Raw genomic sequence first — 19854 nt, forward strand, 5'->3', positions numbered from 1 at the left:
TGTGAACCTCAACCGCGGTCGTACGGGTGCCCTCGCCCTCGCCGGCGTCGTCGCCCTCTCCCTCACGGCATGTGGTTCGGACAACCCGACGGGCGCCGCCGAGACCTCCGGCGGTTCCGACACCGGCTCGACCAGCTCCCTCTCGGGTGAGCTCGCCGGCTCGGGCGCCTCGTCGCAGGAGTCCGCGATGGAGGCCTGGCGCGCCGGGTTCCAGAACGCGAACCCCGACGTCACGGTCTCGTACGACCCGGTCGGCTCCGGTGGTGGCCGCACCGCGTTCCTCGACGGCTCCGTGAAGTTCGCGGGTACCGACTCCGCGCTCGACGAGGACGAGCTGGCCCAGGCGCAGGAGCGCTGCTTCGGCGCCAACGCGGTGGATCTGCCGGTCTACATCTCCCCGATCGCCGTCGTCTTCAACCTCGAGGGCGTCGCCGAGCTGAACCTCTCGGCCGAGACGATCGCGAACATCTTCAACAACACGATCACGAACTGGAACGACCCGGCCATCGCCGAGGCCAACCCGGACGTGACGCTGCCGGACCTGGCGATCACCACCGTGCACCGCTCGGACGAGTCGGGCACCACGAAGAACTTCACGGACTACCTGGCGAAGGCCGGCAACGGCGCCTGGACGGCCGAGGCCTCCGGCGACTGGGCGGTCGAGGGCGGCGAGTCCGGCCAGGGCACCTCCGGCCTGATCCAGACCGTCCAGGGCGGCCAGGGCACCATCGGCTACGCGGACGCCTCGAAGGCCGGCTCGCTCGGCAAGGTCTCCATCCAGGTCGGCGACGAGTTCGTCGCCCCGTCGGAGGAGGCCGCCGCGGCCGCCCTCGACGTCTCCCCGCGCGACGACTCGCGCGAGGAGGGTGACATCGTGATCGACATCGACCGCACCACGACCGAGGCCGGCGCCTACCCGCTGATCCTCGCCTCGTACCTGGTCGTCTGCCAGTCCTACGACTCGCAGGACGACGTCGACCTGGTCAAGGCGTTCGCGACCTACGTCGCCTCCGCCGAGGGTCAGGCGGCCTCCGAGTCGGCCGCGGGCTCCGCGCCGATCTCGGACGACCTGCGCACCGACGTCCAGGCGTCGATCGACGCGATCACCCTGGCGTCCTGATCACCCGGGGGGAGGGGCGGTCGTCGTGACCCGTCGGCCGCCTCTCCCGCCCGGACCCCGGCCGGCCCACCTCGCGGTGGGCCGGCCGTCGGCGCGAGACACGACCTCTCTCCTCCCCCTCCCCCTGGAGACCGAGTGACCAGCACCCAGCCCCGAACCGCGGGGCCCACCGAGCCGGTGAAGCCCGGCACGACGGCCCGCAGGCTGGGCTCGGGCCACGGCGACCGCGGCGGCAGCCTGGCGTTCCGCTGGCTCGCGACCGGGGCCGGCGTCCTGATCCTCGTGATCCTGGCCGCCGTCGCCGTGTTCCTGATCCAGCGCGCCTGGCCCGCCCTGACCGCGGACTCGTCCGAGCTGTCGGACGCGGTCAGCTGGTTCCCCGAGGACACCAGCCTGCTGGGCTTCGTCGGCCCGCTGATCTTCGGCACGCTGCTCGCCGCCGCGGTGTCGCTGCTGCTGGCGACGCCGGTCGCCATCGGCATCGCGCTGTTCACCTCGCACTACGCGCCGCGCCGGCTGGCCAGCGCGCTCGGCTACGTGGTCGACCTGCTCGCCGCCATCCCGTCGGTCGTCTACGGCCTGTGGGGCGGCCTGGTGCTCAGCCCGGTCGTGCAGCCGGTGTGGGAGTTCCTCGGGACGTACCTCGGCTGGATCCCGTTCTTCGGCGGCGTGGTGTCGCCGACCGGCCGCGTGATGATGACCGTGGCCGTCGTGCTCGCGGTGATGATCCTGCCGATCATCACCGCCATCTGCCGCGAGGTGTTCCTGCAGACGCCGCGGCTGCACGAGGAGGCCGCCCTGGCCCTCGGCGCGACGCAGTGGGAGGTCGTGCGGATGGCCGTGCTGCCGTTCGCCCGGTCCGGCATCGTGTCGGCCGCCATGCTCGGCCTGGGCCGCGCGCTCGGCGAGACGATGGCCGTCCTGATGATCCTGTCGCCCGGGTTCCTCTACTCGTTCCAGCTGCTCGCCGCCGGCCAGCAGCAGACGATCGCCGCGAACATCGCCGCGCAGTTCCCGGAGGCCAACCAGACCGGCGTCGCGACGCTGATCGCGACCGGTCTCGCCCTGTTCATCATCACCCTGGCCGTGAACATGGCCGCCCGCGCGATCGTCGCGCGGCGCAAGGACTTCTCGGGGGCGAACTGACATGACGACCACCCCGACCACCACCAGCCCGGCGGGCGCGTCTCTGCGCGAGGCGCTGCAGGCCACGGATCGCCGCCGGCGCCGCACCGACGTCACGATGCGGGTGCTGATCAGCGCGGCGTTCGTGCTGGCGATGATCCCGCTGCTGTCGCTCACCTGGACCGTCGTGTCCCGCGGCATCGGCCGGCTGGACTCCTACTTCCTGCTCAACTCCATGCGCGGCGTGTTCGGCGGCATGGACGCGGGCGGCATCTACCACGCGATCGTCGGCACGCTCGAGATCACGCTGTTCGCCGCGCTCATCTCGGTGCCGATCGGCCTGCTGACCGCGATCTACCTGGTCGAGTACGGCAACGGCAAGCCGCTCGCGCGGCTGGTGACGTTCCTGGTCGACGTGATGACGGGCATCCCGTCGATCGTCGCCGGCCTGTTCGCCTACGCCCTGTTCGCGCTGCTCCTCGGGCCGGGCGCGAAGTTCGGCGCCATCGGCTCGGTCGCTCTGTCGGTGCTGATGATCCCGGTCGTCATCCGGTCCAGCGAGGAGATGCTGCGGCTCGTCCCGAACGAGCTGCGCGAGGCCTCGCTCGCGCTCGGCGTGCCGCGCTGGCTGACCATCATCAAGGTCGTCCTGCGCACCTCGGTCGCCGGCCTGACCACCGGCGTGATGCTGGCGATCGCCCGGGTCATCGGCGAGACGGCCCCGCTGCTGCTCACGGTCGGGGTGGTCGACTCGATCAACTTCAACCTGTTCGAGGGCCGCATGATGACGCTGCCCGTCTACGTGTACCGGCAGTACGCTCAGGGCCTCGTCCCGTGCACGGACGGCGACGCGAGCTGCATCCCGGACATCAACCTGCAGCGCGCCTGGGCCGCCGCCCTCACGCTCTTCCTCATCGTCATGGTGCTGAACCTGATCGGGCGCCTGGTGACGCGGCTCTTCGCCCCGAAGATCCGCTGACCGCCGCCCCCACCTCCCCTTCACCAAGCACAAGGAGACGACCGAGATGGCTCAGCGCATCGACGTCAAGGACCTGAACATCTACTACGGCGCCTTCAAGGCCGTCGAGGACGTGAACATGACCATCGAGCCCCGCTCGGTGACCGCGTTCATCGGCCCGTCCGGCTGCGGCAAGTCGACGTTCCTCCGCACCCTCAACCGCATGCACGAGGTCATCCCCGGCGCGCGCGTCGAGGGCACCGTCGCGGTCGAGGGCGTGGACCTGTACGGCGCCGAGATCGACCCGGTCGCCGTGCGCCGCCAGGTCGGCATGGTGTTCCAGCGCCCGAACCCGTTCCCGACGATGTCGATCGCGGAGAACGTGCTCGCCGGCGTCCGGCTGAACAACCGCCGGATCTCGAAGGGCGACGCGAACGACCTCGTCGAGGCCTCGCTGCGCGGCGCCAACCTGTGGAACGAGGTCAAGGACCGCCTCGACCGCCCGGGCTCCGGCCTGTCCGGCGGCCAGCAGCAGCGCCTGTGCATCGCCCGCGCCATCGCGGTGAAGCCCCAGGTGCTGCTCATGGACGAGCCGTGCTCCGCGCTCGACCCGATCTCGACCCTCGCCATCGAGGACCTGATCGCCGAGCTCAAGAGCGAGTACACGATCGTCATCGTCACGCACAACATGCAGCAGGCGGCCCGCGTCTCCGAGCGCACGGCCTTCTTCAACATCGCCGGCACCGGCCAGCCCGGCAAGCTCATCGAGATCGACGACACCGCCACGATGTTCTCGTCGCCCAAGGAGCAGGCGACCGAGGACTACATCTCCGGCCGCTTCGGCTGAGCCGCGGGGGGCACGGCGGCCGGCGCGCGGGTCGGGAGGGGAACCGCGCGCCGACCGCCCGGGCCGCACGACGCAGGCCCCGTCCGGGAGTCCGGACGGGGCCTGTGCCGTGCGTGGGGGGCGCGGGGCGGGCCCGCGCGGGCGTCAGCCCTCGGTGCCGGTGGTCGCCTCGGCGGTCGGGGCGGTGGTCGCCTCCGCGCCCGGCTCCGTGGTGTCCTCGGCGGACGCGGTCTCGGTGACGGTCGGCTCGGGGCTGACCTCGACGGCCTCCGGGACCAGGTCCGCGTACTCCGGCAGCGTGCCGTCGAGCACGGGGACCGGCACGGTCTGGTCGCCGGCCGCGGCCGTGCTCAGCGTGAGCTCGACCGTCGACCCCGGGGCGCCCGCGGCGTCGAAGACGACCCGCTCGCGCTCGTCGCCGTCCGCGCCGCCCTCGCCGGAGCCGCCGCCCAGCAGCACGGTGGCGCCGGGGTCGACGCGCACGCGCTCGGACGAGCCCTCGAGGGACAGCTCGACGGTCAGGGCGTCGTCGCCGCGGTTGGTCAGGGCGCCCTGGAGCGCGCCGGGGGCGTCGGCCGCCTCCGCGACGATCAGCAGGTTCTCCGCCGTCAGGTCGCCGAGGGTCGCGCGCACGCCGTCCGACGCCGAGTACGCGACCTCGGTGGTGATCTGGTTGGTCACCGAGCAGCCGGACAGGGCCGCCGCGAGGGCCAGGACGGCCCCGACGACGACGGGGCGGGCGGACGTGCGGCTGCGGGCCACGGTGGACTCCTCGGTGCGGTGGGGCGGGCGCTGCGGTGCGCGGGGGGCTGCGGCACGCGCGCGGGCGTGCGAGGCCGAGCCTACGTGGGCGCAGGGGTGCCGTGCACGGCCTCTCGGCGGCTGCGTGGGCCTTCGGTCCCACGGACGGCGTCGTCGCAGGTCAGCGGGGTGCGCGGCCGGGGAGGGGGTTGCACGGGGCCCTTGTCGGAGACTAGCGAGCGACGCCCGCCCCGCCGGCACGTCGCGCGGCGTGTCGAATCTCTGACGTGGCCGGCAACGCGCTGACCTGCGCAAACGCGGCTGATCTCCACGAAATCCCCCCGTTGCCGCGTGGTAGACTGGGGTTCCGCGAAAGGGGACACCTGCAGATGACTTTCACTGTTGGGGAGACGGTTGTCTACCCGCACCACGGTGCAGCGCTGATCGAGGAGATCAAGACCAGGACCATCCGCGGCGAGGACAAGATCTACCTCAAGCTGAAGGTCGCCCAGGGTGACCTGACCATCGAGGTGCCGGCGGAGAACGTCGACCTCGTGGGTGTGCGGGACGTCGTCGGGCAGGAGGGCCTGGAGCGCGTGTTCGACGTGCTGCGCGCCCCCTACACCGAGGAGCCGACCAACTGGTCGCGCCGCTACAAGGCCAACCTCGAGAAGCTCGCCTCCGGCGACGTGATCAAGGTCGCCGAGGTCGTCCGCGACCTCTCCCGCCGGGAAGCCGACCGCGGCCTGTCCGCGGGCGAGAAGCGCATGCTCGCCAAGGCCCGGCAGATCCTCGTCTCGGAGCTCGCGCTCGCCGAGCACACCGAGGAGGAGAAGGCCGAGGCCATCCTCGACGAGGTGCTCGCGTCCTGACGGCGCGCTGACCCTCCGACACCGGCCGACCGCGCCCGCATGCCCACCGCGGCGATCCTGACCGCCGCCGGCAGCGGCACGCGGCTCGGCCTGCCGGGACCGAAGGCGCTCGTCGAGCTCGCCGGGGTCCCGCTGGTCGTGCACGCCGCCCGACGCCTCGCTGCGTCGGGCGTCGTGCTGTCCGTGGTCGTCACGGTGCCGCCCGGCCGCGCCGGGGGCTTCCGGGCGCTGCTCGCCGGCCCCGTGCGGCCGGGGATCGGCCTGCCCGTGACCGTCGTCGAGGGCGCGGGGTCGCGGCAGGCGTCCGTCGCCGCGGGGCTCGCCGCGCTCGGGGAGGACGTCGACGTCGTCCTCGTGCACGACGCCGCGCGCGCCCTGGCGTCGCCCGCGCTGATCCGGTCCGTCGAGGCCGCCGTGCGCGCCGGGCACCGCGCCGTCGTGCCCGGGCTCCCGGTCGCCGACACCATCAAGCAGGTCGGCGAGCCCGTCGACGGCGCCGCGCCCGTGGTCGCGACCGTCCCGCGGGCCACCATGCGCGCCGTGCAGACGCCGCAGGGGTTCGACCGGGCGCTGCTGGACGCCGCGCACGCCGCCGGGGCGCACCGCGCCGCGAGCGAGGCGACCGCCGCGACCGACGACGCCGCGCTGGTCGAGGCGCTGGGGGAGCGGGTGTGGGTCGTGCCCGGGGAGGAGCAGGCCATGAAGATCACGACGACGCGGGACCTGGCGGTGGCGGAGCTGCTGGCGCGGGACGCGGCGGCGCGGGACGGGGTGCGGTCGTGACGGCGGCGGGCGCGGGGCCGGCGGGCGGGACGGCGCGGGAGCCGGGCGCGGGGCCGGGCTCCGGCGTGCCGGGCCTGCCGCGCACCGGCGTCGGCGTCGACGTGCACGCGAACGACCCCGAGCCCGCGCCCGGGGCCGTCCTGCACCTCGCGGGGCTGGCGTGGCCGGGCGAGGCGCCGCTGGCCGGCCACTCGGACGCCGACGTCGCCGCGCACGCCGCCGCCGACGCGCTGCTGTCCGCCGCCGGCATCGGGGACCTGGGGTCGGTGTTCGGCACGTCCCGCCCCGAGTGGGCGGGAGCCGCCGGCACGACCCTGCTGGCCGAGGCGGCGCGCCTCGTCCGCGAGGCCGGGTTCGAGATCGGCAACGTCGCGGTCCAGGTGATCGGCAACCGCCCCCGCCTGTCCCCGCGCCGCGCCGAGGCGGAGGCCGCGCTGACGGCCGCGGCCGGGGCGCCGGTCTCGGTCTCGGCGACGACGACGGACGGACTCGGCCTCACCGGCCGCGGCGAGGGCATCGCCGCGATCGCGACGTCCCTGATCGCCCCGCGCACCTGACGCCGCCCGCGCGCTCGCTCGCGCCGGTCCGCACCCGCGCCCGCGCCCGCCGAGTCTCCATCTCGCGCCTCTACGACCACACCGCTCGACAGTCCCGGAGTGGAGACTCGGCGGCCGTTCCCCGTCGAGATGGCAACTCTCGGCTGTGCGCGGAGGGCGCGGGACGGCCGAGAGTTGTCATCTCGACGTGGGCGTCGGCGTGGGCGTGGGGGCAGGTGCGGTGGCGGGGGCAGCAGCAGCGGGGGCGGGTGGCGCGGCGGGGGTATGGGGCGCGGGGCGGCGCGGGGGGCGGGTCGCGAGGAGGACGCCCGCCAGGACCAGGGCGCCCAGGGCCAGCTCCGCCGGGGACGGGCGCTCGCCCAGGAACGCCCAGGACGCGCCGATGCCCACCACCGGGACCAGCATCGAGAACGGCGCCACCACACCCGACGGGTGCCGCGCCAGCAGGGTGGTCCAGATCCCCGAGCCGACGACGGTCGCCACCAGGACCGTGAACGCGAGGCCCGCCAGCGCCCACGCCCCGGTCGCGGTCCCGAGCGTCGTCAGCGAGCGGCCGATCGCCGCGGGCCCCTCCAGCGCGAGGGACAGCGCGAGCATCGGCAGCGGCGGCACGACCGACATCCACAGCATGAACCGCAGCGGGCTGTCGGGGCGGGCCTGCCGGCTGGACACGTTGCCGAACGCCCAGCCCAGCCCGCCGCACAGCGTCAGCACCACCGGCAGCAGCCCGGCGGACGCCCCGGACCCCGCCCGCAGCGCCGCGATGCCGCCCAGGCCGCAGATCGCGACCGCGACCCCGACCGCCTGCCGCGCGGTGATCCGCTCCCGCAGCCAGACCGCGCCGAGCAGCACCGTGAACGGGGCCGAGGCCTGCAGCACCAGGGACGCCAGCCCGGTCGGCATGCCGCTGTCCATCGCGAGGTAGAGGAACGCGAACTGCAGGACCCCGAAGCCGATGCCGTACCCGAGCAGCCAGCGCACCGGGACCCGCGGCCGCGGCACCAGGAGCAGCGTCGGCACGGCGAGCAGCGCGAACCGCAGCGCCACCAGGAAGAACGGCGGGAACTGCTCCAGCGACAGGTGGATCGCGGGGAAGTTCAGCCCCCAGAGCACGGCGACGGTGAGGGCGAGCAGGCGGTCCCGGGGTGGCATGCGCCGATCCTCGCCCGCGTGCACCGTGCAGCACCATCGAAAGATCACGCAGGGTTCCTGTAGCGTCGCTGCATGGACACCCGGCACCTCGCGACGCTCCGGGCGGTCCGCGACCGCGGCGGGGTCACCGCGGCCGCCGCCGCCCTGCACCTGACGCCGTCCGCGGTGTCGCAGCAGCTGCGCGCGCTCGCCCGGGACGCCGGGGCCGAGGTGGTCGAGCGCTCCGGCCGCGGCGTGCGGCTGACCGGCGCCGGGCACGCGCTCGCGGACGCCGCCGCGGACGTGGCGGTCGCGCTGGAGCGCGCCGAGGCGGCCGTCGACGCGTTCCGGTCCGCCCCGCACGGCCTGGTGCGGGTCGCCGCGTTCCAGTCCGGCGCGGAGCTGCTGCTGCCGAGCCTGCTCCGCCGGGTCGCCGCGATGGACGGCGTGCGGGTGGAGCTCGGGGACGAGGACGTGGCCCAGGACGAGTTCCCCGCGCTGACCGCCGACTTCGACCTGGTGGTGGCGCACCGCCCGGACGCGGGTGCCGACTGGCCGCCGGGCGTGGACGTGGTGCCGCTGCTCCGCGAGCCGCTCGACGTCGCGCTGCCGCCCGGGCACCGGCTCGCCGACCGCGCGACCGTGACCCCCGCCGACCTGGCCGACGAGCCCTGGATCGCGGTGGAGGCCGGGTTCCCGGTGGCCGGCGTGCTGGACGCCGTCGGCGCGGTGGCGGGGCGGCCGCTGCGGATCGTGCAGCGGTTCAACGACTTCGGCGTCGTGGAGGCGCTGGTCGCCGCGGGGCACGGCGTGAGCCTGCTGCCCCGGCACACCGCGGGACGCCGCGGCGCGGTGCTGGTGCCGCTCGCGGGGGTCCGCGCGGGGCGCCGGGTGGACGCGCTGGTGCGGCCCGACCGCGGCGCGCGCCGGGTGGTGCGGCGGGTGCTGGACGCCCTGCGCGCGGAGGCCGCCCGGTTCGCGGACGGCCCGGAGGCCGCCGCCACCGGGCCGGACGCCGTCGCCACCGGCCCGGAGCGCCCCGACCGGTAGCCTTGACCCTCGTGAGCCTGCGCCTGTTCGACACCGCCACCCGCGAGGTGCGCGACTTCGTCCCCGTCACCCCGGGCGCGGTCGGCATCTACCTGTGCGGCGCGACCGTGCAGGCGCCCCCGCACGTCGGCCACGTCCGGTCCGCCGTCGCGTTCGACGTCCTGGTCCGCTGGCTCCGCCGCACCGGGCACGACGTCACGCTGGTCCGGAACGTCACCGACATCGACGACAAGATCCTCGCGAAGTCGGCCGAGGCCGGCGTCGCGTGGTGGGCGTGGGCGATGCAGAACGAGCGCGCGTTCACCGCGGCCTACGACGCGCTCGGCGTGCTGCCGCCCACCTACGAGCCCCGCGCCACCGGCCACGTGCCCGCGATGGTGTCCCTGATGCAGCGCCTCGTCGACACCGGGCACGCCTACGTGGCGGCCGAGGGCGACGTCTACTTCGACGTGCGCTCCTACGCCGACTACGGCTCGCTCACCAGCCAGCGGCTCGACGACATGGCCCCGGCCCCCGACGGCTCCGCGGGCGACAAGCGGGACCCGCACGACTTCGCGCTCTGGAAGGCCGCCAAGCCCGGGGAGCCGGAGACGGCCTCCTGGGACACCCCGTTCGGTCGCGGCCGCCCGGGCTGGCACCTGGAGTGCTCCGCGATGGCGCAGCGCTACCTGGGCGACACGTTCGACATCCACGGCGGCGGCCTGGACCTGCGGTTCCCGCACCACGAGAACGAGCAGGCGCAGTCGCGCGCCGCGGGCTACGGGTTCGCCCGGTACTGGCTGCACAACGGCTGGGTCACCCAGGCCGGCGCGAAGATGAGCAAGTCGCTCGGCAACGGGCTGCTGGTCAGCACGCTGCTGGAGACCGTGCGCCCGGCCGTCGTCCGGTACGCGCTGACCGCGGTGCAGTACCGGTCGATGCTCGAGTGGACCCCGGACACGCTGGCCGAGTCCGAGGCGACCTGGGACCGGCTGGCCGGCTTCGTGCAGCGCGCCACCGAGCGGGTCGGCGCGGTCGGCGCCGCCGAGCTGGCGACCGCGGAGCTGCCCGACGGCTTCGGCGCCGCGCTCGACGACGACCTGAACGTGCCGGCGGCGCTCGCCGTCGTGCACGAGCACCTGCGCGCGGGCAACACCGCCCTGGCCTCCGGGGACGACGCCGCCGTGCGCGCGGGCCTCGTGGCCGTGCGCGCCATGCTCGACGTGCTGGGCCTGGACCCGGCCGGCGAGCAGTGGGGCACGGCCGCGGCCGACGACCGGCACGCCGAGGCGCTCGACGCCCTGGTGCGCGCCGAGCTCGACGCCCGCGCCGCGGCCCGTGCGGCCCGCGACTGGGCCACCGCGGACGCGATCCGCGACCGCCTGACGGCCGCGGGCGTGGCCGTCGAGGACAACGCCACCGGCGCGCGCTGGTCACTCGCCGCGCGCCAGACCACCGAGGACGAGGACTGATGGCCGGGAACTCCCAGCGCCGCGGCGCCACACGCAAGCCGGGCTCCAAGAAGGGCGCCTCCGTCGGCTCGGGCGGCCAGCGCCGCCGCGGGCTCGAGGGCAAGGGCCCCACCCCGAAGGCGGAGGAGCGGTCCTACCACCCCGCCGCGAAGAAGAAGGCCGCGGCCGAGCGCCGCGCCGTCGCGGGCACCCGCGGCTCGGGCAGCCGCCCGGCCGGCCGGGCGAATGCCGCGGGCAAGGCGCGGGGCGCGGGCGCGACCGAGGTCGTCGCCGGGCGGAACTCCGTGGTCGAGGCGCTGCGCGCCGGCATCCCGGTCTCCGCGGTGTACATCGCGACCCGGCTCGAGGCCGACGACCGCACCCGCGAGATCCTCCGCACCGCGACCGAGGCCGGCTACCCGCTGCTCGAGGTCACCAAGCCCGAGCTCGACCGGCTCACCGACGGCTCCGTGCACCAGGGCGTCGCGATCCAGGTGCCGCCGTACGACTACGGGGACGTCGAGGACCTGCTGGACATCGCGGCCGCGAGCGACCGCGCGCCGCTGATCGTCGCGCTCGACGGCGTGACCGACCCGCGCAATCTCGGCGCCGTGCTCCGGTCCGCCGGGGCGTTCGGCGCGCACGGCGTGCTGGTGCCCGAGCGCCGGTCCGCCGGGGTGACCGCGTCGGCCTGGAAGGTGTCCGCGGGCGCCGCCGCCCGCGTGCCGGTCGCCCGGGCCACGAACCTGGTGCGGGCGCTGGAGCGGCTGCACGAGGCCGGCTGCTTCATCGTGGGCCTGGACGGCGGCGGCGACGTCGCGGTCGCGGACCTGCCGTACTCGGCCGACCCGCTGGTGCTGGTCGTCGGCTCGGAGGGCAAGGGCCTGTCCCGCCTGGTGCGGGAGCACTGCGACGCGATCGCGTCCATCCCGATCGCCAGCGAGGTCGAGAGCCTCAACGCCGGCGTCGCGGCGGGCATCGCCCTGTACGAGGTCGCCCGCACCCGCGCCTCCTGACCCGCCCGGCCGTCCCCGGGGTGCGGTCACCCCGGGGCGGGCGGACAGTGGTCGCATGAGCCACGACACCACCGATCCCGTCCGCACCGTCGCCGGGATGCTGAAGGACGAGCGCCTCGGCGTGCTCACCACCGTCGCCCCCGACGGCACCCTGATCGCGCGCCCGATGGCGCTCCAGGAGGTCGAGTTCGACGGGGACCTGTGGTTCTTCGCCGAGCGCGGCTCCCGCAAGCTCGCGCACGTCGCCGCCGACCCGCGGGTCAACGTCACCGTCGGGTCGGGCGCGACCTGGGTGTCGGTGGCGGGCGTCGCCGAGCCGGTCGAGGACGTCGCCAAGAAGCGCGAGCTGTGGAGCGCCGGGGTCGAGGCGTGGCTGCCCGACGGGCCCGACTCCCCGCAGGCCGTGCTGCTGCGCGTGCGCGCCGAGTCCGCCGAGTACTGGGACGCCCCGGGCGGCCGGGTCGCGACGCTGCTCAGCTTCGTGAAGGCGAAGGCGAAGGGCGAGCGCCTGGAGGGTGAGAACGAGCGCGTCGAGCTCTAGTCACTCCCGGGGGACGGGGAGGACGTCCGGGTCCTCGCGCAGGTCCGCGGCGGAGACGCCGAGGATCGACTCCTCGTCCGGGCGGTTCGGCAGGATGTCCTGCGTGTAGGACCGCACGGCCTCGCGCATCGGGACGTCGCGCTTCTGCGCCTCGGACAGGAACCACCGGTGGTCCAGCAGCTCGTGGTAGAGCTGCGCGGGCTCGAGCTTGGGCCGCAGGTCGCGGGGCACGGCGCGGACGGCGGGCTCGAACACCTCGGTCAGCCAGTCGTGCGCGACGAACGTCTCGTCGTCGTTCTGCCGGTCCATCGCGGCCACGTACTGGTCGAGGTCGTTGAGCAGCCGGCGCGCCTGGTTCTCCTGCACGTCCAGGCCGGTGAGCCGCATGAGCCGGCGCGAGTGGTGGCCGGCGTCGACGACCTTCGGCTGGATGCGGACCGTGGTGCCGTCGACGTCGGTGGTGATGTCGAGCTCGCCGACGTCGAAGCCCAGGTCGTTGAGCCGCTCGATCCGGGCCTGCACCCGCCACCGCTCGTTGAGCCCGAAGGACTCGGAGCTGGTCAGCGCCGACCACAGCTCCTCGTACCGCTCGGCCAGCGCGTCGCCGATCGCGACGGCGTCGACGTCCTCGTCCAGGAACTCGCCGGCCTGCAGGTCCATGAGCTCGCCGATGATGTTGACCCGCGCGACCTCCAGGTCGTACGCCCGCTGCCCGGGGGTGAGCTCGTCGTGCAGGTCGCCGGTCTCGGCGTCGACGAGGTAGGCGGCGAACGTCTCCGCGTCCCGGCGGAACAGCGTGTTCGACAGCGACACGTCGCCCCAGTAGAAGCCGACGAGGTGCAGGCGGACCAGGAGCACCGCGAGCGCGTCGATGAGCCGGGTGGCGGTGTCGGGGCGCAGCGCCTGGCTGAACAGCGCGCGGTACGGCAGCGAGAACCGCAGGTGCTGCGTGATGAGCACGGCCTCGAGCGGCTCGCCGTCGGGCGCGGTGCGGCCGGTGATGACGCCGACCGGCTCGACGCTCGGCACGTCCAGGCGGCCGAGCTGGCGGAGCAGCTCGTACTCGCGGTACGCGACCGTCTCGCCGATCTCCTTGATCGCGACGACCCGGCCGGACAGCCGCGCGAACCGCACGGTGTGCCGGGAGATGCCGCGGGGGAGGGCGGCGAGGCGCTCCGCGGGCCAGTCCGCGAGCGGCACGTCCCAGGGCAGGTCGAGCAGGGCGGGGTCCGGCGCGGCCGCGGTGATCTGCAGGCGCGTGCGAGGGGTCATGGGTCGATTCTCCCATCCGGACGACGAAGGGGCGGGACCGGTGCGTGCCGGCCCCGCCCCTTCGGCGTGGAGATGTGTGCGTCAGAGCGCGATGCGCTCGCCCGAGCCGGCGTGGAACAGGTGCTGCTCGCCGGTGCGGATGCGGACGCTGATCGTCTCGCCCTTGGCCGGGACCTGCCGCGGGTCGACGCGCACGATGACCTGCGAGTCGCCAGCCCCGGAGTGGACCTCGGCCGCGCCGGCCTCGCCGACGAGCGAGCCGTACACGAACGCGTCGGAGCCGAGCTCCTCGACGATGTTCACCGCCACCGGGATCGAGTCCGGGGTGCCCTGCGGGACGACGTCCAGCGCCTCGGGGCGGAACCCGATGACGATGGTGTTGTTGTCGTCGGCCGCGAGCTTGCTGATCGCGTCGCGCGGGACCTGGATGCCGGCGGTGCCGACCTTGGCCACGCCGTCGGTGAGCGGGAACGTGCCGATGTTCATGGCCGGGGAGCCGATGAAGCCGGCGACGAACACGTTGGCCGGGGTGTCGTACATGTCGCGCGGGGTGCCGACCTGCTGGAGCAGGCCGTCCTTGAGGACCGCGATGCGGTCGCCCATGGTGAGCGCCTCGGTCTGGTCGTGCGTGACGTAGACCGTGGTGACGCCCAGGCGGCGCTGCAGCGACGCGATCTGGGTGCGGGTCTGCACGCGGAGCTTGGCGTCCAGGTTCGACAGCGGCTCGTCCATGAGGAAGACGCGCGGCTGGCGGACGATGGCGCGACCCATCGCGACGCGCTGCCGCTGGCCACCCGAGAGGGCCTTCGGCTTGCGGTCGAGGTACTGGGTCAGGTCGAGGATCTTGGCGGCCTCCTCGACGCGGGTGCGGATCTCCGCCTTCGGGGTGCCGGCGATCTTGAGCGCGAAGCCCATGTTGTCGGCGACCGTCATGTGCGGGTACAGCGCGTAGTTCTGGAACACCATCGCGATGTCCCGGTCCTTCGGCTGGACGTCGGTGACGTCGCGGTCGCCGATGAGGATGCGACCCGCGTTGACGTCCTCCAGGCCCGCGAGCATGCGGAGGGAGGTCGACTTGCCGCAGCCCGAGGGGCCGACGAGGACGAGGAACTCGCCGTCCTCGATGTGCAGGTCGAGGGCGTCCACCGCGGGACGCTCCGTGCCCGGGTACACCCGGGTGGCCTTGTCGAACGTGACCGTAGCCATGGTTCATCGATCCCTTCACCGGCAGGTACGTGCCGGACGATCCGTCGTGAAGAGTGTCAGAGTGTCTTCGCTGACACGGGTCGAGGGAGGTCGGGTGACCCCCCTCGGTCCACCGACATCCAACCACACCACGCTGACCCGCGGGTGACCTCGCGGTCGTCAGTTCAGGACGACGACGTCGGAGGCGCCGTAGCCGAGCAGGTCGCCCCCGTACGGCCAGACGCCCTGCACGTCGGCGGGCAGCCGCGTCGCCCACGCGGGCGCGCCGGAGGACAGCGCGAACGCCGCGAGGGCGCGCGCGGAGTCGGGCCCGGGGGCGGCCCCCTCGTCCGCCCGCCCGGACGCCGTCGGCGCGTCCCCGACCGCGACCCCCAGCCCCTCCAGCGCGTCCGGCCGGGCGAGCACCAGGACGTACCGGCCGTCGGTCATCACCGAGGCGCCGTCGCCGGACACCTCGACGACCGTGCGCCAGAGCTCCCGGCCGGTGGCGACGTCGAGCGCCCACAGGCCGTCCGTGTCCGCGCCGTACAGCGTGCCCTCCAGCAGCACCGCGGCCGGGTCCGACCAGCGGGGGTGCGGCGACGACCACAGCTCGGCGCCCGACTCCGCGTCGACCCCCAGCAGGACCCGGCCCTCCGAGGTCGACGAGGCGACGAGCTCCACCCCGGGCACCGAGCCGTCGTCCACGGACAGCCACAGCGGCTGCCCGGGCAGGTCGGTCAGGGGCTCGCCGTCGTCGTCGAGCAGCCGCGCGCCGGCCCCGCCGCTCGCCAGCAGGCGCCCCGTGCGGGAGACCGAGAGGTAGTCGGTGCCCGAGGCCTGCAGCCGCCCGTCGTCGGCGTCCAGGGCCCAGGAGCCGAGCTCGCCCTGCACCAGCACCCGCCCCGGCACGACGGACACGCCGGGCGGGTAGAACAGCCGCGCGGCCGCCTCGGGGTCGGCGAGCGGGACGTCGGTGCGCCACAGCGGCGCGGCGGACCCGTCGTCGGGCGCGCCCCGGTCGGCCGCGGTGTCCCACGCGGAGACCCGCAGGGTGCCGTCGGCGATCGACGCGAGCACCTGGAGGCCGTCGGCGCCGCCCCAGCCGGACATCGGCGCGACCTGGCGGGTGGCGAGCAGCGCGCCCGTCGCCGCGTCGAGCGCCACGAGCCGGGCGGCGCTCGGCGCGGCCGGCGCCCAGGTCCCGGAGTCGTCGGCGGCGTCGGCCGCGCCGCGGTCGAGGACCAGGCAGCGGACGGTGCTGACCGGCTCGGCGTCGGGCACGCACGTCGGGTACTCCATGCCGACGTCCGGCTCCGTGCGGCCGCCGTCCTCCAGCGACGTCGACCAGACCTGGGTCCCGTCGCGGTCGAGGGCGACGAGCTCGCGGGCGGCGTCCCACGGCGGCGACGCGACCCCCACCCGGAGGTCGTCGACGGGGATGCCGGAGAGCACGACCGCCGCCGTCTCCTGGCTGTACCGGTGGGCGGCGGGCAGGCCGGGCGCGACGCTGCGCAGCACCCCGGCGACCTCCTGCCGGGCGGCGACCCGGCCGTCCTCGCGCGCGTCGAGCAGGGCCTGCGTGCCGACCACCGCCAGCGCGGCGACGACCGGGACCGGCCACCAGCGGCGCACCGCGCGCCGGCGCCGGGCGACCCGGCGGGCGAGCGCGGCCTCGGCCTCGGGGTCCTCCGCCTCGGGGGCGAGCGGCAGGTCGGTGCCGACGTCGACCAGCTCGACGTCCTGCATCGGCTCCCGTCGTCGCCCCACGACCGGAACCTACGCCCCGGGGGTCGCCCCGCGCGCGGGATCGGCTTCCCCGGATCCGGCGGACCCGGTCGCGAGGTCGGCCGCCAGGCCGGTCAGCAGCGCGGACAGCGCCTCGGGGTCGGGGACCCGGTACCGGGCGGCGGTGGGGCCGTCGCCGACCTTCACGGTGAGGTCGCCGGGTCCGAGCGCCTCGAAGGCGTGCTCGTCGGTGACGTCGTCCCCGGCGGACAGCACCGACCCGGCCCGGAGCTCGTCCCGGAGCGCGACCAGGGCAGCCCCCTTGTCCGCGTCCAGCACGGACACCTCGACGACCTTCTTGCCGTGCAGCGTCACGGACCCGAGGCGCTGGCCGACGCCGAGCGCCTCCCGCTCCGCGGCGTCGCCGGTCGCCGGGTCGGCCATGCGGGTGTGCACCACGACCGCGGCGGGCTTCGTCTCGACCCAGACGCCGTCGCGGCCGCGCGCGACCGCCTGCAGCTCGCCGCCGAGCCGGGTCAGCCGGTCGGCCTGGTCGTCCGTCAGCGTCAGGACGTCGCGCTCCAGGCCGTGCTCGCCGACCCGGGCGCGCTCGGCGCCGTGGCTGCCGATCAGCACGGTGCCGGCCGGGACCTGGGCCAGCCGGTGCAGGTCGGCGGCGGGCCGGCCGGACACGAGCGCGAGGCGCACCGCGTCCGGGTGCCCCGCGAGCCCGCGCAGCGCGGTCACGGCTTCCGGCAGCAGCCGCGACGCCTCGGGGTCGTCCTGCAGCGGGGCGAGGGTGCCGTCGAAGTCGAGCGCGACCAGCAGCGGCCGGCGGGCCGGGTCGGCCACCAGCGCGCGCAGCGCGGCGCGGAGGTCGTCGGTGCCGGCGGGTCCGCCGGGCGGGGTGGGTGCTGCGGGCACGGCGGGGCTCCTCAGACGTGGCGCTCGCGCACCGGGACGGCGGTCAGCACCGACAGGAACGACTCCGACCAGTGCGCGACGTCGTTCTCCAGCACCCGGCGGCGCAGGCGGCGCATCCGCTTGCGGGCCTCCCGCGGGTCGATGTTCGCGGCGTGCTGGATCGCGTTCTTCAGGCCGGCGATGTCGTGCGGGTTGACCAGGATGGCCGCGCCGCCGAGCTCGTCGGCCGCGCCGGTGAACTCGCTGAGCACCAGGGCGCCCCGGTCGTCGGACCGCGCGGCGATGTACTCCTTGGCGACCAGGTTCATGCCGTCGCGCAGCGCGGTCACGAGCATGACGTCGGCCGCGAGGTACAGGGCCGCCATCTCCTCCATCGGGTAGGAGTGGTGCATGTAGTGCACGGCCGCGTGGCCCAGCTCGCCGTGCTCGCCGTTGATCCGGCCGACCTGCGCCTCCACCTCCTCGCGGAGCTGCTGGTAGGCGCCGACGTTCTCCCGGCTGGGCGAGGCGACCTGGACGAGGGTCGACTCCGGCACGGTCATCCGGCCGTCCTCGAGGAGCTCCTCGAACGCCTTGATCCGGTGCCGGATGCCCTTGGTGTAGTCGAGCCGGTCGACGCCGAGCAGCAGCACCTCCGGGTCGCCGAGCTCGGCGCGGATCTCCTTGGCGCGCTGCTGCACCTCGGGGGTGCGTGCGAGCCGGTCGAACGCCTTGGAGTCGATGGAGATGGGGAACGCCGCGGCGCGCACGTGCCGCTCGACCCGGCCGTCGGCGTCGGTCAGCGTGATCATCTGCCCGCGCGTGGTGCGGTCGGTGAGCCGGCGGACCACCCGGACGAAGTTGGCCGCGTCGCCGCCGCGCTGGAACCCGATGAGGTCCGCGCCGAGCAGGCCCTCGACGACCTGGAGCCGCCACGGCAGCTGGGCGAAGATCTCCAGCGGGGGGAACGGGATGTGGTGGAAGTAGCCGATCCGCACGTCCGGGCGCAGCTCGCGCAGGAACTTCGGGACCAGCTGCAGCTGGTAGTCGTGCACCCACACCGTCGCGCCGGGCGCGGCCTGCGCCGCCGCCGCGTCCGCGAACCGGCGGTTGACCCGCTGGTAGGCGTCCCACCACTGCCGGTGGAACGTCGGGGGCTGGATCACGTCGTGGTACAGCGGCCACAGCGTGTCGTTGGAGAAGCCCTCGTAGTAGAAGCGGAGGTCGTCCTCCGTCAGCTTCACCGGGACGAGCCGCATGTCGTCGGCGTCGAACGGCTCGAGCTCGAGGTCGGCGGAGCCGCCCCAGCCCACCCAGGCGCCGTCGGACTGCTGCACGACGGGCTCGAGGGCGGTCACGAGACCGCCGGGGGAGCGGGTCCAGCTCGGCGCGCCGTCCTCGCCCACGGTCACGTCGACCGGGAGGCGGTTCGCGACGACGACCAGGTCATAACCAGCAGAATCCACTGAAGTCCATCTCCTTGGTGTCGGCTCGACCTTAACGTGACCGAGCACCGACCGCCCGGGGACGCGGGAGGTCCGGCCGTCGTCCCGACCGGGCGTCCGGGTGCCTTCACGGGACCCGCCGCGCGGCACCACGACCCCTGCCCGGGCGGCGGCTACGGTGCCCGCATGGAGCGCATCGGGCTGTCGCCGGGCGCCGAGATCGGCGGGTACACCATCCTCGCGCCGCTCGGCTCCGGCGGCATGGGCACGGTGTACCGGGCGGTCGACGGCGGCGGCACGCCGGTCGCGCTCAAGCTGCTGCACCCGCACATCGGCGCCGACCCGTCCTCGCGCGAGCGGCTGCGCCGCGAGGTGCTCGCGCTCCAGCGGCTCCGGCACCCGGGCGTCGCGGCCGTCCTGGACGCGGAGGCCGACTCGACCGAGGCGTTCCTCGTCACCGAGCTGGTCCCCGGCGCCGACCTCGCGGAGCACGTCCGGCAGCGCGGCCCGCTGGACGCCGCCGCCCTGCACCGGCTCGCCGACGGGCTGCGGGACGCGCTCGGCGCCGTGCACGCCGCCGGTGTGGTGCACCGCGACCTCAAGCCCAGCAACGTGCTCGTCACCGCCGACGGGCCGGTGCTCATCGACTTCGGCATCGCGCAGTCCGTCGACGAGACCCGGGTGACCTCGACCGGCTTCGTGGTCGGCACCCCCGGCTACCTCGCGCCCGAGCTCGTGGACGGGGCCGAGCCGACGCCGGCCACCGACTGGTGGGGGTGGGCGGCGCTGCTGGCCTACGCCGCGACCGGCCGCGCGCCGTTCGGCACCCGGCCGCTGGAGGCGGTGCTGGTCCGGACCCGCAGCGGCGACGCCGACCTGGCCGGGCTCGGGCCGGTGACCGCGGGCGCGCTCTGGGACGCCCTCGCGGCCGACCCCGAGGAGCGCGCGCAGCCCGACGAGGTGGTGGCGGCGCTGGCGGAGGCGGAGCGCCGGGGCGAGGAGTACGACGACGCGGCGGCCGCCGCGGCGCTCGCGGCCGGCCCGGGCGGCGGGGCGCTGCGCGGCGGCACGGCCGCCGGCGGGACGGTGGCGCTCGGTGCCGTGACCGCGGCGACGGTGGCGCTCGGCGCCGCGGACGGCACGGCCGCGG

Annotated in this window: 19 protein-coding genes; 12 read left to right on the top strand and 7 right to left on the bottom strand. The window is 75.2% G+C overall.

What is annotated here, in order from left to right; all coding sequences use genetic code 11:
- Position 1 precedes the first annotated feature (1 nt).
- From pstS to pstB, 4 genes are all read left to right on the top strand, one after another.
- A complete protein-coding gene (gene pstS, locus AC3WUG_RS13860) occupies positions 2–1120 on the top strand; it encodes a phosphate ABC transporter substrate-binding protein PstS (protein WP_492328206.1) in 1119 nt (372 codons plus the stop codon).
- Positions 1121–1255: 135 nt separating this feature from the next.
- The gene (gene pstC / locus AC3WUG_RS13865) at positions 1256–2266 is read left to right on the top strand and encodes a phosphate ABC transporter permease subunit PstC (RefSeq protein WP_492328207.1); all 1011 of its coding nucleotides are present in this window, start codon (positions 1256–1258) and stop codon (positions 2264–2266) included.
- A 1-nt stretch (position 2267) separates the two neighbouring features.
- Entirely contained in the window at positions 2268–3224 is a 957-nt protein-coding gene (pstA, locus tag AC3WUG_RS13870; RefSeq protein ID WP_492328208.1) for a phosphate ABC transporter permease PstA, read from the top strand.
- A gap of 46 nt (positions 3225–3270) precedes the next feature.
- Positions 3271–4050, top strand: a complete 780-nt coding sequence (pstB, locus tag AC3WUG_RS13875) for a phosphate ABC transporter ATP-binding protein PstB (RefSeq protein WP_158375122.1) — start codon at positions 3271–3273, stop codon at positions 4048–4050.
- A gap of 144 nt (positions 4051–4194) precedes the next feature.
- Here the strand turns inward: pstB and AC3WUG_RS13880 are convergent, their stop codons facing one another.
- Complete coding sequence (locus tag AC3WUG_RS13880) at positions 4195–4812, bottom strand: hypothetical protein (RefSeq protein WP_492328209.1); 618 nt, start codon at positions 4810–4812, stop codon at positions 4195–4197.
- Positions 4813–5180: 368 nt separating this feature from the next.
- Between AC3WUG_RS13880 and AC3WUG_RS13885 the strand changes: the two genes are divergently transcribed.
- From AC3WUG_RS13885 to ispF, 3 genes are all read left to right on the top strand, one after another.
- Positions 5181–5663, top strand: a complete 483-nt coding sequence (locus AC3WUG_RS13885; RefSeq protein ID WP_492328210.1) for a CarD family transcriptional regulator — start codon at positions 5181–5183, stop codon at positions 5661–5663.
- A 39-nt stretch (positions 5664–5702) separates the two neighbouring features.
- Positions 5703–6446 carry a 2-C-methyl-D-erythritol 4-phosphate cytidylyltransferase gene (gene ispD / locus AC3WUG_RS13890; protein WP_492328211.1) on the top strand — a complete coding sequence of 248 codons (744 nt, stop codon included), beginning with the start codon at positions 5703–5705 and terminating at the stop codon, positions 6444–6446.
- Between the two features lie 65 nt (positions 6447–6511).
- Positions 6512–7003, top strand: coding sequence for a 2-C-methyl-D-erythritol 2,4-cyclodiphosphate synthase (gene ispF / locus AC3WUG_RS13895; protein ID WP_492328224.1), 492 nt, complete (start codon positions 6512–6514; stop codon positions 7001–7003).
- Between the two features lie 177 nt (positions 7004–7180).
- Here the strand turns inward: ispF and AC3WUG_RS13900 are convergent, their stop codons facing one another.
- Positions 7181–8155: an EamA family transporter gene (locus AC3WUG_RS13900; RefSeq protein ID WP_492328212.1), complete on the bottom strand. Its 975-nt coding sequence runs from the start codon at positions 8153–8155 to the stop codon at positions 7181–7183.
- 72 nt (positions 8156–8227) lie between these two features.
- Between AC3WUG_RS13900 and AC3WUG_RS13905 the strand changes: the two genes are divergently transcribed.
- From AC3WUG_RS13905 to AC3WUG_RS13920, 4 genes are read left to right on the top strand one after another with little or no spacing between them, the layout of a single operon-like run.
- Positions 8228–9184: a LysR family transcriptional regulator gene (locus tag AC3WUG_RS13905; protein ID WP_492328213.1), complete on the top strand. Its 957-nt coding sequence runs from the start codon at positions 8228–8230 to the stop codon at positions 9182–9184.
- An 11-nt stretch (positions 9185–9195) separates the two neighbouring features.
- A complete protein-coding gene (gene cysS, locus AC3WUG_RS13910) occupies positions 9196–10635 on the top strand; it encodes a cysteine--tRNA ligase (RefSeq protein ID WP_492328214.1) in 1440 nt (479 codons plus the stop codon).
- Positions 10635–11630: a 23S rRNA (guanosine(2251)-2'-O)-methyltransferase RlmB gene (gene rlmB, locus AC3WUG_RS13915; protein WP_492328215.1), complete on the top strand. Its 996-nt coding sequence runs from the start codon at positions 10635–10637 to the stop codon at positions 11628–11630. The genes cysS and rlmB overlap by 1 nt, the downstream gene beginning before the upstream one ends.
- A 55-nt stretch (positions 11631–11685) precedes the next feature.
- Positions 11686–12171: a pyridoxamine 5'-phosphate oxidase family protein gene (locus AC3WUG_RS13920; RefSeq protein ID WP_147795479.1), complete on the top strand. Its 486-nt coding sequence runs from the start codon at positions 11686–11688 to the stop codon at positions 12169–12171.
- On the opposite strand, the gene AC3WUG_RS13925 is transcribed toward AC3WUG_RS13920, so the two are convergent.
- From AC3WUG_RS13925 to AC3WUG_RS13945, 5 genes are all read right to left on the bottom strand, one after another.
- Entirely contained in the window at positions 12172–13443 is a 1272-nt protein-coding gene (locus AC3WUG_RS13925; RefSeq protein WP_492328216.1) for a DUF4032 domain-containing protein, read from the bottom strand.
- Between the two features lie 81 nt (positions 13444–13524).
- Positions 13525–14649: an ABC transporter ATP-binding protein gene (locus AC3WUG_RS13930; protein WP_492328217.1), complete on the bottom strand. Its 1125-nt coding sequence runs from the start codon at positions 14647–14649 to the stop codon at positions 13525–13527.
- Between the two features lie 159 nt (positions 14650–14808).
- Entirely contained in the window at positions 14809–16398 is a 1590-nt protein-coding gene (locus AC3WUG_RS13935; RefSeq protein ID WP_492328218.1) for an outer membrane protein assembly factor BamB family protein, read from the bottom strand.
- Positions 16399–16407: 9 nt separating this feature from the next.
- On the bottom strand, positions 16408–17280 hold the full coding sequence (gene otsB / locus AC3WUG_RS13940) for a trehalose-phosphatase (RefSeq protein ID WP_492328219.1): 873 nt from the start codon (positions 17278–17280) through the stop codon (positions 16408–16410).
- 11 nt (positions 17281–17291) lie between these two features.
- Positions 17292–18725, bottom strand: coding sequence for an alpha,alpha-trehalose-phosphate synthase (UDP-forming) (locus tag AC3WUG_RS13945; RefSeq protein ID WP_431837529.1), 1434 nt, complete (start codon positions 18723–18725; stop codon positions 17292–17294).
- 165 nt (positions 18726–18890) lie between these two features.
- Between AC3WUG_RS13945 and AC3WUG_RS13950 the strand changes: the two genes are divergently transcribed.
- The coding region (locus AC3WUG_RS13950; RefSeq protein ID WP_492328220.1) for a serine/threonine-protein kinase at positions 18891–19854 on the top strand (964 nt) is incomplete at its 3' end.

This window comes from Cellulomonas sp. EB106-03-03-XG116, from assembly GCF_058792015.1.

Excerpts from the sequence above, each read along its gene's own strand:
- pstA (WP_492328208.1), top strand. The coding sequence starts at position 2,268 with ATGACGACCACCCCGACCACCACCAGCCCGGCGGGCGCGTCTCTGCGC.
- pstB (WP_158375122.1), top strand. The coding sequence starts at position 3,271 with ATGGCTCAGCGCATCGACGTCAAGGACCTGAACATCTACTACGGCGCC.
- AC3WUG_RS13885 (WP_492328210.1), top strand. The coding sequence starts at position 5,181 with ATGACTTTCACTGTTGGGGAGACGGTTGTCTACCCGCACCACGGTGCA.
- ispD (WP_492328211.1), top strand. The coding sequence starts at position 5,703 with ATGCCCACCGCGGCGATCCTGACCGCCGCCGGCAGCGGCACGCGGCTC.
- AC3WUG_RS13900 (WP_492328212.1), bottom strand. The coding sequence starts at position 8,155 with ATGCCACCCCGGGACCGCCTGCTCGCCCTCACCGTCGCCGTGCTCTGG.
- AC3WUG_RS13905 (WP_492328213.1), top strand. The coding sequence starts at position 8,228 with ATGGACACCCGGCACCTCGCGACGCTCCGGGCGGTCCGCGACCGCGGC.
- rlmB (WP_492328215.1), top strand. The coding sequence starts at position 10,635 with ATGGCCGGGAACTCCCAGCGCCGCGGCGCCACACGCAAGCCGGGCTCC.
- AC3WUG_RS13920 (WP_147795479.1), top strand. The coding sequence starts at position 11,686 with ATGAGCCACGACACCACCGATCCCGTCCGCACCGTCGCCGGGATGCTG.
- AC3WUG_RS13925 (WP_492328216.1), bottom strand. The coding sequence starts at position 13,443 with ATGACCCCTCGCACGCGCCTGCAGATCACCGCGGCCGCGCCGGACCCC.
- AC3WUG_RS13930 (WP_492328217.1), bottom strand. The coding sequence starts at position 14,649 with ATGGCTACGGTCACGTTCGACAAGGCCACCCGGGTGTACCCGGGCACG.